The 11,622-nt window shown below is 67.5% G+C and carries 13 protein-coding genes; 7 read left to right on the top strand and 6 right to left on the bottom strand.

All coding sequences use genetic code 11. The annotated features are described in order from the left end of the window. Window positions 1–5 precede the first annotated feature (5 nt). The 3 genes from QZ471_RS16595 to QZ471_RS16585 form a co-directional block, all read right to left on the bottom strand. On the bottom strand, window positions 6–536 hold the full coding sequence (locus QZ471_RS16595; protein WP_295465767.1) for a DUF5943 domain-containing protein: 531 nt from the start codon (window positions 534–536) through the stop codon (window positions 6–8). Window positions 537–694: 158 nt separating this feature from the next. Then, a complete protein-coding gene (locus QZ471_RS16590) occupies window positions 695–1,672 on the bottom strand; it encodes a dipeptidase (protein WP_295465765.1) in 978 nt (325 codons plus the stop codon). Window positions 1,673–1,803: 131 nt separating this feature from the next. Next, window positions 1,804–2,790 (bottom strand): GlxA family transcriptional regulator, encoded by a 987-nt coding sequence (locus tag QZ471_RS16585; protein ID WP_295465763.1) that lies wholly within the window; start codon window positions 2,788–2,790, stop codon window positions 1,804–1,806. Window positions 2,791–2,945: 155 nt separating this feature from the next. Between QZ471_RS16585 and choX the strand changes: the two genes are divergently transcribed. The 6 genes from choX (at window position 2,946) to QZ471_RS16555 (ending at window position 7,713) form a co-directional block, all read left to right on the top strand. Further along, window positions 2,946–3,878 carry a choline ABC transporter substrate-binding protein gene (choX, locus tag QZ471_RS16580; protein WP_295465761.1) on the top strand — a complete coding sequence of 311 codons (933 nt, stop codon included), beginning with the start codon at window positions 2,946–2,948 and terminating at the stop codon, window positions 3,876–3,878. Window positions 3,879–3,895: 17 nt separating this feature from the next. Next, on the top strand, window positions 3,896–4,783 hold the full coding sequence (locus QZ471_RS16575; RefSeq protein ID WP_295465759.1) for a 3-keto-5-aminohexanoate cleavage protein: 888 nt from the start codon (window positions 3,896–3,898) through the stop codon (window positions 4,781–4,783). Then, window positions 4,780–5,724: an L-carnitine dehydrogenase gene (locus tag QZ471_RS16570; protein ID WP_295465757.1), complete on the top strand. Its 945-nt coding sequence runs from the start codon at window positions 4,780–4,782 to the stop codon at window positions 5,722–5,724. The genes QZ471_RS16575 and QZ471_RS16570 overlap by 4 nt, the downstream gene beginning before the upstream one ends. Window positions 5,725–5,733: 9 nt before the next feature. Then, on the top strand, window positions 5,734–6,204 hold the full coding sequence (locus QZ471_RS16565) for a thioesterase family protein (protein WP_295465755.1): 471 nt from the start codon (window positions 5,734–5,736) through the stop codon (window positions 6,202–6,204). Further along, on the top strand, window positions 6,201–7,124 hold the full coding sequence (locus QZ471_RS16560) for an alpha/beta hydrolase (RefSeq protein ID WP_295465753.1): 924 nt from the start codon (window positions 6,201–6,203) through the stop codon (window positions 7,122–7,124). The genes QZ471_RS16565 and QZ471_RS16560 overlap by 4 nt, the downstream gene beginning before the upstream one ends. Before the next feature lie 340 nt (window positions 7,125–7,464). Further along, complete coding sequence (locus tag QZ471_RS16555; protein ID WP_295465751.1) at window positions 7,465–7,713, top strand: hypothetical protein; 249 nt, start codon at window positions 7,465–7,467, stop codon at window positions 7,711–7,713. Here QZ471_RS16555 and QZ471_RS16550 read toward each other — a convergent pair. The 3 genes from QZ471_RS16550 to QZ471_RS16540 form a co-directional block, all read right to left on the bottom strand. Then, window positions 7,710–8,501 (bottom strand): phosphatase PAP2 family protein, encoded by a 792-nt coding sequence (locus tag QZ471_RS16550; protein WP_295465749.1) that lies wholly within the window; start codon window positions 8,499–8,501, stop codon window positions 7,710–7,712. The two genes, QZ471_RS16555 and QZ471_RS16550, sit on opposite strands and share 4 nt — an antisense overlap. 105 nt (window positions 8,502–8,606) lie before the next feature. Then, a complete protein-coding gene (locus QZ471_RS16545; RefSeq protein WP_295465747.1) occupies window positions 8,607–9,485 on the bottom strand; it encodes an alpha/beta hydrolase in 879 nt (292 codons plus the stop codon). Window position 9,486: 1 nt separating this feature from the next. After that, window positions 9,487–10,572 (bottom strand): tartrate dehydrogenase, encoded by a 1,086-nt coding sequence (locus tag QZ471_RS16540; protein WP_295465745.1) that lies wholly within the window; start codon window positions 10,570–10,572, stop codon window positions 9,487–9,489. Window positions 10,573–10,677: 105 nt separating this feature from the next. On the opposite strand from QZ471_RS16540, the gene QZ471_RS16535 reads away from it, so the two are divergent. Then, complete coding sequence (locus tag QZ471_RS16535; protein ID WP_295465743.1) at window positions 10,678–11,616, top strand: LysR family transcriptional regulator; 939 nt, start codon at window positions 10,678–10,680, stop codon at window positions 11,614–11,616. Window positions 11,617–11,622: the final 6 nt, after the last annotated feature.

The raw sequence follows: 11,622 nt of genomic DNA, 5'->3' as shown, positions 1-11,622 counted from the left end.
TCGCGTTACAGCGGGCGGGTCACGAACAGGCCATCGTCGTGGCCTTCTTCGGAACCGCTGTATTCCTGCACGGTGACGGTGCGGATGGCACTGCCCTTGGCCGCCAGGATCTGGTCGATGGCGCCGGAGAACCAGCCGGTGAACATGTAGTCCACCTTGCGGTTGACCTTGCCGTAGACGTAGACGAAGGCCGAATGCTTGAGCTTGACCTCGGCATGGCCGGTCTCCAGGTCGAGCTTCTGGGTCTCGAACAGGCCCCAGCCGCGCTGCGACAGGCGCTTCATGTAGTGCTCGAACACCGCGGCGCCCTGGATGCCATGGCACTCGGCTTCCTTCTCGCACCAGTGCCAGGCGGACTTGTAGCCGGCCTTGTAGAGGATCTCGGCGTACTTGTCGGCGCCCAGGACTTCTTCGATGCCCATGTGGTTGTTGACGAAGAAGTGCCGGGGTACGTACAGCATCGGCAGGGCGTCGGTGGTCCAGACGCCGGTTTCGTCGTCGACCTGGATGGGCATTTCGGGGGCGTGGCTGGCCATGTGTGGGCTCCGAATTTGCGTTACGTATTTATGAAAGGTGTGGGTGAATGCCTGTGGAGCCGTAGCGCGCCAGGTGAGAGCGGTACCGAGGTACGGCGAACCTGGCGCGAGGACGCGACGCCGCTAGCGGGGTGCGCAGTAGGCTCCCGGGGTATTCACTACTCGCCCCAGACTTCGCCGAGGATGCGCATCCAGTTCTCGCCCATGACCTTGCGCACGGTGCGCTCGGGCATGCCGCGCTTGAGCAGGGTCTCGGTCAGGTTGGGGAATTCGCCGACGGTACGGATACCCAGCGGGTTGACGATCTTGCCGAAGCTGGTCAGGCGGCGGGCGTAGCCCTTGTCGTGGGTCAGCCACTCGAAGAAGTCGTGGCCATGGCCCTGGGTGAAGTCGGTGCCGATGCCGATGGCATCTTCGCCGACCAGGTTCATGACGTACTCGATGGCTTCGGCGTAGTCGTCGATGGTCGAGTCGATGCCCTTGGCCAGGAAGGGCGCGAACATGGTCACGCCGACGAAGCCGCCGTGGTCGGCGATGAACTTCAGCTCTTCGTCCGACTTGTTGCGCGGATGCTCTTTCAGGCCCGAGGGCAGGCAATGGGAGTAGCAGACCGGCTTCTTGGACTCGAGGATGACTTCCTCGCTGGTCTTGGAGCCGACATGGGAGAGGTCGCACATGATGCCGACGCGGTTCATCTCGGCGACGATCTCGCGACCGAAGCCGGACAGGCCGCCGTCACGCTCGTAGCAGCCGGTGCCCACCAGGTTCTGGGTGTTGTAGCACATCTGTACGATGCCCACGCCGAGCTGCTTGAAGATCTCGACGTAGCCGATCTGGTCTTCGAAGGCGTGGGCGTTCTGGAAGCCGAACAGGATGCCGGTCTTGCCCTGGGCCTTGGCCTGGCGGATCTCGGCGGTGGTGCGCACCTGGACCACCAGGTCGCTGCATTCGCGGATCAGCTTCTGGCTGGCGGCGATGTTGTTGACCGTGGCCTGGAAGCCCTCCCACACCGAGACGGTGCAGTTGGCGGCGGTCAGGCCACCCTTGCGCATGTCTTCGAAGAGTTCGCGGTTCCACTTGGCGATGATCAGCCCGTCGATGACGATGCTGTCGGCGTGGAGTTCGGTGGCATTCATGACGGGCTCCGGCGAAAGTCTTGCGCCGGAACGACTGCCGGCGATTCGAGGCCAGCATAGCCCTGGGGTTCCGGCCGACCGGATGCAAAAACGACAGAGGTATCACCAGAAGCGTCAGTGACCGGGTCGGTCTACCCTGGCGGCAGGGCCTCGACCACCGCGGCGGCCTCCGGTGCCGACGACCGGTGCGGTCGATCCTCCCGCGGACTCAGGCCGAAGCGCTGCCGGTAGCAGCGGGAAAAGTAGGAGGCGGACTCGAAACCGCAGGCCAGGGCGACCTCCAGCACGCTGGCGTCACCCTGCTGCAGCAGCTGGCGGGCCCGATCCAGGCGCAGTTGCAGATAGAAGATGGAAGGAGTCGTGTCCAGGTGCAGGCGAAACAGCCGTTCCAGCTGGCGGCGGGTCACCTGGATGCCGGCAGCCAGCTCCAGGGTGCCCAGGGGCGTCTCGGTATGGCGCTCCATGCGCTCCACCACGCGGATCAGCTTGCGATTGGCGATGCCGTAGCGCTGCGCCACCTGCAGCCGCTGGTGCTCCCGTGGCGGTCGGATACGCCCCAGCACGAACTGCTCGGAGACCTGCACCGCCAGTTCGCTACCGTGGCTGCGGCCGATCAGCTCCAGCAGCAGATCGAGACTCGCCGTGCCCCCGGCGCAGGTAATGCGCCCGCGATCGATCTCGAACAATTCGCCGGTCACCGACAGCTGCGGCCAGGCTTCGCGAAAGGCCGCCACCGCTTCCCAGTGCAGGGTGACACGATGCCCGTCCAACAGACCGGCCCTGGCCAGGATCAGGGCGCCGGTGTCGATGCCGCCCAGGGGATGCGCCTGGCGAGCGACCTGGCGCAGCCAGCTGGCGAGGCCGTCGTCGTAGTGGGCCAGGGGTTCGAAGCCGGCCACCACGAACAGGGTGGTCCCTGGCGTTAGCGCCTCCAGACCGCCGTCGACGTTGACCGACATGCCGTTGCTGGCGGTCACCGCCACGCCGTCACGCCCGAGGATGCGCCAGGCATAGCTGCCCGGCCGAAAGCGATTGGCCACCCGCAGGGGTTCCAGGGTGGCGATGAAGCCCAGGGCGGAAAAGCCGGGCAGCAGGAGAAAGGCAAAGGACTGCGGCATGGGGGGGGCGTCCTCGGTAACGGTTCGCTCTGGCAAGCAAGAAGGTCGCCAGGGTGCAAATTCCGGTCGTCGGGCTGCGCATGGCCACTCAGCAACACGCCTAGGGTAGCAGGCACCGGCAGTCATCCTCGGCAAGCCGCCACCAGGAGTTCGCCATGCCTTCCAAGACCCTCGGTTCCACCCTCCTCGCCTGCGGCCTGCTGGCCGCCACCCTGGGCAGCGCTCGCGCCGCCGATCCCGACAGCTGCCAGACCGTGCGTCTGGGCCTCGTCGGCTGGACCGACGTGGTCGCCACCAGCGCCCTCGCCGAGGTCATGCTCGAAAGCCTCGGCTACGGCGTCAAGCCGACCACCGCTTCCCAGCAGATCATCATGGCGGGCATGGGCAACAAGGATCTGGACGTCTTCCTCGGCTACTGGCAGCCGACCATGCAGCCGGTGGTGCAGCCCTTCGTCGACAAGGGCCAGGTCAAGGTGCTGACCCCGCCGCTGCTGGCCGATGCCCAGTCCACCTATGCGGTGCCCGAGTACGTCTACGAAGGCGGCCTGAAGACCTTCGCCGACATCGCCCGCTTCAAGGACAAGCTCGGCGGCAAGATCTACGGCATCGAGCCGGGCAGCGGCGCCAACCGTGCCACCGCCGAGATGATCAAGACCAACAGGTTCGGCCTCAAGGACTTCCAACTGGTGGAGTCCAGCGAGGCGGGCATGCTCAGCGCCGTGCGCCGGGCCGAGAAGCGCCAGGAGTGGATCGTCTTCTTCGGCTGGAAGCCGCACCCGATGAACCTGCAGATCAAGATGCGCTACCTCACCGGCAGCGAAGACATCTTCGGCCCCAACGAAGGCCAGGCCACGGTGTCGGTGGTGACCACCGCGGATTACCCGCAGCGCTGCCCCAATGTTCAGCGTTTGCTCACCAACCTGCACCTCGACAGCGCCGAAGTCAGCGCCGTGATGGCGCCCATCCTGGAGCGCACCGCGCCCAAGGATGCTGCCCGCGCCTGGCTCAAGGAACACCCGCAACGCCTCGACGCCTTCCTGCAAGGCGTCACCTCGTACTCCGGCCAGCCCGCCGCCGTTAAGCTCTGATCGCCAAGGACAGACTCATGAATACCGATGTCATCATCACCTGCGCCCTCACCGGCGCCGGTGATACCGTAGGCCGCAATCCCCATGTTCCCGTTACCCCGGCGCAGATCGCCGAGGCCGCCCTGGAGGCCGCCCGCGCCGGCGCCACGGTAGTGCATGCCCACGTGCGCGATCCCGCCACCGGCAAGCCGAGTCGCGACGTGGCGCTCTATCGCGAGGTGGTCGAGCGCATCCGCGAGGCGGACACCGACATCGTCATCAACCTCACCGCCGGCATGGGCGGCGACCTGGAGATCGGGCCGGGCGAAAGCCCCACCGAATTCGGACCCGGTACGGACCTGGTCGGTCCCCTCACCCGTCTGCTGCACATCGAGGAACTGCGCCCGGACATCTGTACCCTGGACTGCGGCACCCTCAACTTCGGCGATGGCGACTTCATCTATGTCTCCACCCCCGCGCAACTGCGCGCCGGGGCCAAGCGCATCACCGAGCTGGGCGTGAAGGCGGAGCTGGAGATCTTCGACACCGGCCACCTCTGGTTCGCCAAGCAGCTGCTCAAGGAAGGCCTGCTGGAAGACCCACTGTTCCAGATCTGCCTGGGCATTCCCTGGGGCGCCCCGGCCGACACCACCACCATGAAGGCCATGGTCGACAACCTGCCAGCGGGCGCCTGCTGGGCCGGCTTCGGTATCGGTCGCATGCAGATGCCCATGGCCGCCCAGGCCATGCTGCTGGGCGGCAACGTGCGCGTTGGCCTGGAAGACAATCTCTGGCTGGACCGCGGCGTCCACGCCACCAACGGCAGCCTGGTGGAGCGGGTGATCCAGATCATCGAGCGGCTGGGTGGACGGGCCCTGAGCCCGGCCGAAGGGCGTAAGCAGATGAACCTGGGAGGTGCCCAATGAGCGCCGTCTTCGCCGCCCTCGGTACCGGCGTGATCGGTGCCGGCTGGATCGCCCGGGCGCTGGCCCGCGGTCTGGACGTCCGTGCCTGGGACCCGGCGCCCGGGGCCGAGGCCGCCCTGCGTACCCGCCTGGCCAATGCCTGGCCGGCGCTGGAAGCCCAGGGCCTGGCGCCCGGCGCCAGCCTGGAACGCCTGAGCTTCCATACCGATCTGGAAGCTGCGGTGGCCGCTGCCGACGTCATCCAGGAAAGCGCGCCCGAGCGCCTGGACCTCAAGCGCGACCTGCACGCCCGAGTCAGCCGGGCAGCACGGCCCGACGCCTTGATCTGCTCCAGCACCTCGGGCCTGCTGCCCAGCGACTTCTATGCCGATGCCCAGCACCCCGAGCGCTGCCTGGTGGGCCATCCGTTCAATCCGGTCTATCTGCTGCCGCTGGTGGAAGTGGTCGGCGGAGCCCAGACCTCGGAGGCCAATCTGGCGCGCGCCGAAGCCTTCTATCGCGAGTTGGGCATGCGGCCGCTGCGGGTGCGCAAGGAGGTGCCCGGTTTCATCGCCGATCGCCTGCTGGAAGCCCTGTGGCGCGAGGCGCTGCACCTGGTCAACGACGGCGTCGCCACCACCGGCGAGATCGACGATGCCATCCGCTATGGCGCCGGCCTGCGCTGGTCGTTCATGGGCACCTTTCTCACCTACACCCTGGCCGGCGGCCCGGCGGGCATGCGCCACTTCATGCAGCAATTCGGCCCGGCGCTGAAGCTGCCCTGGACCTACCTGGAAGCCCCGGAACTGACCGACCGCCTGATCGACGCCGTGGTCGAGGGCACCCAGGCGCAACAGGGCGACCTGGAGCTGGCGGCGCTGGAACGCTATCGCGACGACTGCCTGCTGGCGGTGCAGGCGGCCATCGCCGAGTGCAAGGCGCGCCACGGCATTCGGGACTAGGAGGACAGCATGCTCATCCACAGCACAGCGGTCGCCCCTGACTGGGTCGACTACAACGGCCATCTGCGTGATGCCTATTACTTGCTGATCTTCAGCCACGCCAGCGACGCCCTGATGGACGCCATGGGCCTGGACGCCGCCGGCCGCGCCGCCAGCGGGCACTCGCTGTTCACCCTGGAGTGCCATCTCAACTTCCTCCACGAGGTGAAGGCGGACGCCCAACTGGAAGTGCGGGTGAGGTTCCTGGCCCTGGACGCCAAGCGCCTGCACCTCCACTTCGGGCTGTACCACGCCGGCGCGACCGAGTTGCTGGCGGCCTCCGAGCAGTTGCTGCTGCACGTCGACCTGGCCGGCCCCAGGTCCGCGCCCTTCGCCCCCGTGGTGTACGACTGGCTGGCGACCCAGCTGGCGGCGCAGCAGGACGAGCCCTGGCCGGAGCACGTGGGGCGGGTCATCGGTCTGCCGCCCGCACGGCGATGAGCCAGCCGCCGCTGTCGGTGGACATGGCCGCCTTCGTCGCGGCCAGCCAGGCCTGCGCCACGGCCGATCCGGCTATCGGCGCCCAACGTCAGGCCTATGCGCGGCTCTGCGCCGCCCTGGCACCGGCTGACTATCAGGGCCTGGCGGTCAGCGATCACCGTGCCGGCGAGGTGCCGTTGCGCCTGGTGGCGCCGCAGGCGCCCGCCGCCAAGCGCCCCGCCCTGCTCTATCTGCACGGTGGTGGCTGGATGCTTGGCGATCTGGATTCCCATGGTTTTCTCGCTGCCCGCCTAGCGCGGCGGCTGGGGCTGGCGGTGCTGCTGGTGGACTATCGCCTGGCGCCGGAGCATCCCTATCCCGCCGCCTTGGACGACGCCCTCCGGGCCTGGAACTGGCTGGGCGACGAAGCCTCGCGCCTGGGGCTGGACCAAACCCGGCTGGCGGTAGCCGGTGACAGCGCTGGCGGCAATCTGGCCGCCGCCCTGTGCTTGGCGCTGCGCACCCAGGATCGCCGGCAACCGCGCCTGCAGGCGCTGATCTATCCGGCGCTGACGGATCGGCTGCTGCCTAGCGAACGCCACCAGGCCCAGGCGCCGCTGCTGAGCGCGGCCGACTGGCGGGCCTGCCTGGAGGTCTACCTGCCGGAACGACGGGATCGCGCCGAGCCGCTGGCCCTGCCGCTGCAGGCCAGCGACCACGCGGGGCTGGCACCGGCCTTCATCGCCTTAGCCAGCCGCGATCCCCTGCGCGATCACGGCCACGCCTATGCCCTGGCCCTGCGCGCGGCGGGTACCCCCTGTCGGCTATGGGAAGGCGCCGGCCTGCTGCACGGCGCCCTGCGCGCAGCGGGTGCGCGCCCCGAGGCCCTGCGCCGGGCACTGGAGTCCAGCCTCGCTCAGGCCCTGGTCCGTTCGGGGTGATGGCGCAACGTCCTGCCGTCGCTGAGGCAAAAAAAACCTCAACCGCTGGAGACGGAAGAGGTTCAAACGCCCTGATGGGCCTCAGTGTGTAACCGGAGATTGCCCGCCTCTGGAGGCGAACGACCTAAAAAATCCAAGGAATGGTGCCATTCTACCGCCGATCTCGTCGATTGCCCCTGCGGCAGATTGTCCGAGCGAATGTCGTAATAAACCTACATTGCCTGGTCGGCGGCTACCGCCCTATCCAAAAACGACATCGGGCTGCGTGCTGGCGCCAGCCTGGCTTGCCGTCGACGTCGCCAATGCGAGAATCCGACCAAAGACACCAGAGGGCAGTGCCATGATGATCGCCGACCTGATCGACCAGGATGACTTCCGCGACCGCCTGCGCGCGCTGGGCTTCAACGTCACCCCGGAAGCCTCGGCGGACGACGCCTGTCGCCAGGCGCTGACCGCCCTCACCCAGGAGCGCGCCGTCGCCTTGCGCCAGTTGATCCAGGAGCTGCTGTCCGGCAGCGCGGCGCTGCTGCCGGCGGTGCGCCAGGCCATCGACCAGCAATTGCTGCCGGCCCTGGCCGCCGCGCGTTAACTCCGCAACAGACTCAAACGGCCGACCACCGGCAGTCGGCCCAACCAGCACAGTGGTGGCGTCAGCAGGCGCTCCCCCTGGCGGGCGAACCATGCCGCCAGCGGAGTATGCAGACCCAGGCTGATGACACTGAGCGCCAGCGCCAGACCGCCGATGTAGTCATCCGATCCCCAGTGGGCGCCCGCCACCAGGCGCGGCAGCATGAACAGCACGGCCAGCGCGGCCACCACCAGCCGGCGTCCACCGCGGGTGAAATGGGCCATGAACAGCGCCCAGAGCAGCAGCACCGAGGCATGGTCACCGGGAAAGCTGGCGCCGGATCTGTCCTTCAATTCCCAGCCGTGCTCCAGCCCGGGAAAGCGCTCGCTGAGCAGATAGGCACCGGAGAGCACATCGGACGGACTGGCGTGCTGCAGGCCCGCGGCTTCGATGCCCTTGGTCAACAGGGTCCGCACGATCAGCAGGATCACCAGCAAGCCGACGAAGGCCGCCAGCGCTGGCCGTACCTGCCGGGCCGGATAGGCCCAATCGCCGCGCACCAGGAGCGCCAGCAGGATCAGGCCGACCAGGGCATCCACCGGCCGGAGGCTGAAGAAGGTCCAGAGATAGAGCCAGGCGGTGGAATGTGCCAGCGGCGCATTGAGGGCGTGGAACAACCCGGCGTCGAAGGTGAGCAGTTGGCTGCGAACGCCAGGGATCAGCCAGAGCAGCAGCAGGCCAAGCGCCAGGCCCTGGCCCAGCGCCAGGCGGCGCCATTGCCAGGTGGCAGTGAAGAGTGGATCTTTCATCGGGTCCTCGTTTCACGAAAATTTCACGAATAGGACCCGCTCATTTCCAACTACGTCACGTTTTATTACAAAAAGATGACGAAACACTCCTTTACGGCAGGCGACTCAACCGAAGAAGGCCAGGGCCTCGTCGGCGACCAGATCCGGTAATTCCTCCGCCAGGTAATGACCGCCCGGCAAGGCGCGACCGCTGACCTGGGTGGCCACCTGACGCCACTCGGCGAGGGGATCGAAGCAGCGCCCCACGGTGCCTTCCGCGCCCCAGAGTATTCGCAGCGGCAATTCCAGCCGGCGACCCGCATCCAGATCGGCCTGGTCATGCGCCAGGTCGATCCCGGCGCTGGCGCGATAATCCTCGCAGATACCGCGGGCGGTGCCGGGCAGGCTCAGGCAGCGCAGGTATTCGGCCAGTACCTCCGGCGGAAAGGGTGCCAGGCCGGCACTGCGGGTCCCCATCACGCCCTTGAGATAGCCTTCCGGATCGGCCTCGATCAGCCGCTCCGGCAGCGGCGCCGGGCGGATCAGGAAGAACCAGTGCCAATAGGCGCGGGCGAAGGCCTCGTCGGTCTGCCGATACATGGCCAGAGTCGGGGCGATGTCCAGCAGCAGCAGTCGCTCCACCGCCGCGGGATGATCCAGCGCCAGGCGATGGGCCACCCGGGCGCCGCGGTCATGGGCCAGCACGGCGAAGCGCTCATGGCCGAGCAGGCGCATCAGCTCGACGTTGTCCCGCGCCAGGGTGCGCTTGCTGTACGCCTCGGCACCCGCTGCCGGCTTGGCGCTGTCGCCATAGCCGCGCAGATCGGCGGCCACCAGGGTGAAGCGCTCGGCCAGGCGTGGCGCCACCCGATGCCACATGACAAGTGTCTGCGGATGGCCATGGAGCAGCAGCAGCGCCGGACCCTGACCGCCGATGCGGCAGTTGATCTCGACGCCGTCGACGTTCAGCCGCCGCTGTTCGAATCCCGCAAAGAGGCCGTCCATCTCAGGCCAGGGCCGCGGCGATAGCCTGACCCAGGCTTTCAGTGGTGCCCTGGCCGCCGAGGTCGCGGGTCAGGGGCGCCTGTTCGGGACCCTGGCGCAGCACCGCCTCGATGGCCGCCACCACGGCAGCGCCGGCCTCGGCATGGCCGAGGTGCTCCAGCATCATGGCGCCGCACCAGATCTGGCCGATGGGATTGGCGATGCCCTTGCCGGCGATGTCCGGCGCCGAGCCATGCACCGGCTCGAACAGACTGGGGAAATTGCGCTCCGGATTGATGTTGGCCGAGGGGGCGATGCCGATGGTGCCGGTGCAGGCCGGGCCCAGGTCGGAGAGGATGTCGCCGAAAAGGTTGCTGGCCACCACCACGTCGAACCAATCCGGATGCAGGACGAAGTTGGCGGTGAGGATGTCGATGTGGAACTTGTCCACCGCCACGTCCGGATAGGCCTTGCCCATCTCCTCCACGCGCTTGTCCCACCAGGGCATGGTGATGGCGATGCCGTTGGACTTGGTGGCCGAGGTCAGCTTCTGGCGCGGCCGCTGCTGGGCCAGGTCGAAGGCGAACTTGAGGATACGATCGGTACCGTGACGGGTCATGACCGTTTCCTGGATCACCACCTCGCGCTCGGTGCCTTCGAACATGATGCCGCCGACGCTGGAATACTCGCCCTCGGTGTTCTCGCGCACCACATAGAAGTCGATGTCGCCGGGCTGGCGATTGGCCAGGGGTGCCTTGACCCCGGGCATCAGCCGGCAAGGCCGCAGGTTGACGTACTGGTCGAAGCGGCGGCGGAATTGCAGCAGCGAACCCCAGAGCGAGATGTGGTCGGGCACCACGTCCGGCCAGCCGACGGCACCGAAATAGAGGGCGTCGTAGTCCTTGAGCGTCTCGAACCAGTCGTCCGGCAGCATCTTGCCGTGGGCCTGGTAGTACTCGGCGCTGGCGAAGTCGAAGTGGTCCCATTGCAGGTCGATACCAAAACGGCGGGCGGCGGCGTCCAGCACCCGGATGCCCTCGGGCATGACTTCCTTGCCGATGCCGTCGCCGGCGATGACCGCGATCTTGTGGGGCTTGGACGCTTGCATGGGCTTTCTCCGGCAGGCTGGATGGAATGGACCCAGTGTAGTCCTGCGCCGGAGGCGTACAATCCCGCCAAAGGGAAAGCCATTCTTAACCTGGAATCAAGAATCTTGTCTACCGATGACCTCGCCTTCTTCGTTCGCCTGGCTGGCCACCCCAGCTTGACCGCCGCCGCCCGGGAGCTGGGGCTATCGCTGGCGGCCGTCAGCAAGAGACTTACCGCCCTGGAGCGGCGCCTGGGCGTGCAGCTGATCCGCCGCACCACCCGGCGGCTGGACCTAACGCCGGAAGGCCTGCGCTATCTGGAAGGGGCCCGTCCGCTGCTGACTCAGCTGGAAGACCTGGAAGCAGCGGTCGGTCGGCCCGATGCGCCCCTCGCCGGTGCGCTCAATCTCAACGCCACCTTTGGCTTCGGCCGCCGCCACCTGGCGCCACTGCTATCGGACTTCGCCCGCCATCATCCCGAGCTGGAACTCAACCTGCACCTCTCCAGCCATCCGGTGAATCTGCTGGACGGTCCCTTCGACCTGGACATCCGCGTCGGCGAGCCGCCGGACGCCCGGGTCATCGCCCACCGCCTGCTGGACAACCGCCGCCTGCTCTGCGCCGCCCCGGCCTACCTGGCCCAGGCCGGTATTCCGCAAAGCGTGGCTGACCTGGCGCGGCACAATTGCCTGGTGCTGCGCCAGGATGCCGGCGATTACGCCGTCTGGCGCTTCACCAAGAACGGCCAGCACTTCGCCCAGAAGGTCCGTGGCAGCCTGAGCAGCAATGACGGCGAGGTGATGGTACGCCTGGCGCTGGACGGCCATGGCCTGATCCTGAGATCGGAATGGGACGTCGCCGAGCTGATCGCCAGTGGCGCCCTGGTGCCGGTGCTAACCGATCATGAGGCCCCGGCGGCGGCCATCTATGCGGTGCACCGCCAGCAGCGCCACGTGCCGCGCCGACTGTCCGAGTTGATCCGTCATCTGGCGCGGGAGCTGCCCGCGCGTCTGGGTCGCCAGGACTGCACGAATCTTCCAGACCGCCGCGGGATCTCACCCTAGACTGGA

Origin of the sequence: uncultured Pseudomonas sp. (genome assembly GCF_913774235.1) — a bacterium.
Taxonomy (GTDB): Bacteria; Pseudomonadota; Gammaproteobacteria; order Pseudomonadales; family Pseudomonadaceae; genus Chryseomonas.
Note: the sequence above shows the minus strand (reverse complement) of the source record. Positions and strands in the feature narration are given on the sequence as shown.

Excerpts from the sequence above, each read along its gene's own strand:
- QZ471_RS16595 (WP_295465767.1), bottom strand. The coding sequence starts at position 536 with ATGGCCAGCCACGCCCCCGAAATGCCCATCCAGGTCGACGACGAAACC.
- QZ471_RS16590 (WP_295465765.1), bottom strand. The coding sequence starts at position 1,672 with ATGAATGCCACCGAACTCCACGCCGACAGCATCGTCATCGACGGGCTG.
- QZ471_RS16585 (WP_295465763.1), bottom strand. The coding sequence starts at position 2,790 with ATGCCGCAGTCCTTTGCCTTTCTCCTGCTGCCCGGCTTTTCCGCCCTG.
- choX (WP_295465761.1), top strand. The coding sequence starts at position 2,946 with ATGCCTTCCAAGACCCTCGGTTCCACCCTCCTCGCCTGCGGCCTGCTG.
- QZ471_RS16575 (WP_295465759.1), top strand. The coding sequence starts at position 3,896 with ATGAATACCGATGTCATCATCACCTGCGCCCTCACCGGCGCCGGTGAT.
- QZ471_RS16570 (WP_295465757.1), top strand. The coding sequence starts at position 4,780 with ATGAGCGCCGTCTTCGCCGCCCTCGGTACCGGCGTGATCGGTGCCGGC.
- QZ471_RS16565 (WP_295465755.1), top strand. The coding sequence starts at position 5,734 with ATGCTCATCCACAGCACAGCGGTCGCCCCTGACTGGGTCGACTACAAC.
- QZ471_RS16560 (WP_295465753.1), top strand. The coding sequence starts at position 6,201 with ATGAGCCAGCCGCCGCTGTCGGTGGACATGGCCGCCTTCGTCGCGGCC.
- QZ471_RS16555 (WP_295465751.1), top strand. The coding sequence starts at position 7,465 with ATGATGATCGCCGACCTGATCGACCAGGATGACTTCCGCGACCGCCTG.
- QZ471_RS16550 (WP_295465749.1), bottom strand. The coding sequence starts at position 8,501 with ATGAAAGATCCACTCTTCACTGCCACCTGGCAATGGCGCCGCCTGGCG.
- QZ471_RS16545 (WP_295465747.1), bottom strand. The coding sequence starts at position 9,485 with ATGGACGGCCTCTTTGCGGGATTCGAACAGCGGCGGCTGAACGTCGAC.
- QZ471_RS16540 (WP_295465745.1), bottom strand. The coding sequence starts at position 10,572 with ATGCAAGCGTCCAAGCCCCACAAGATCGCGGTCATCGCCGGCGACGGC.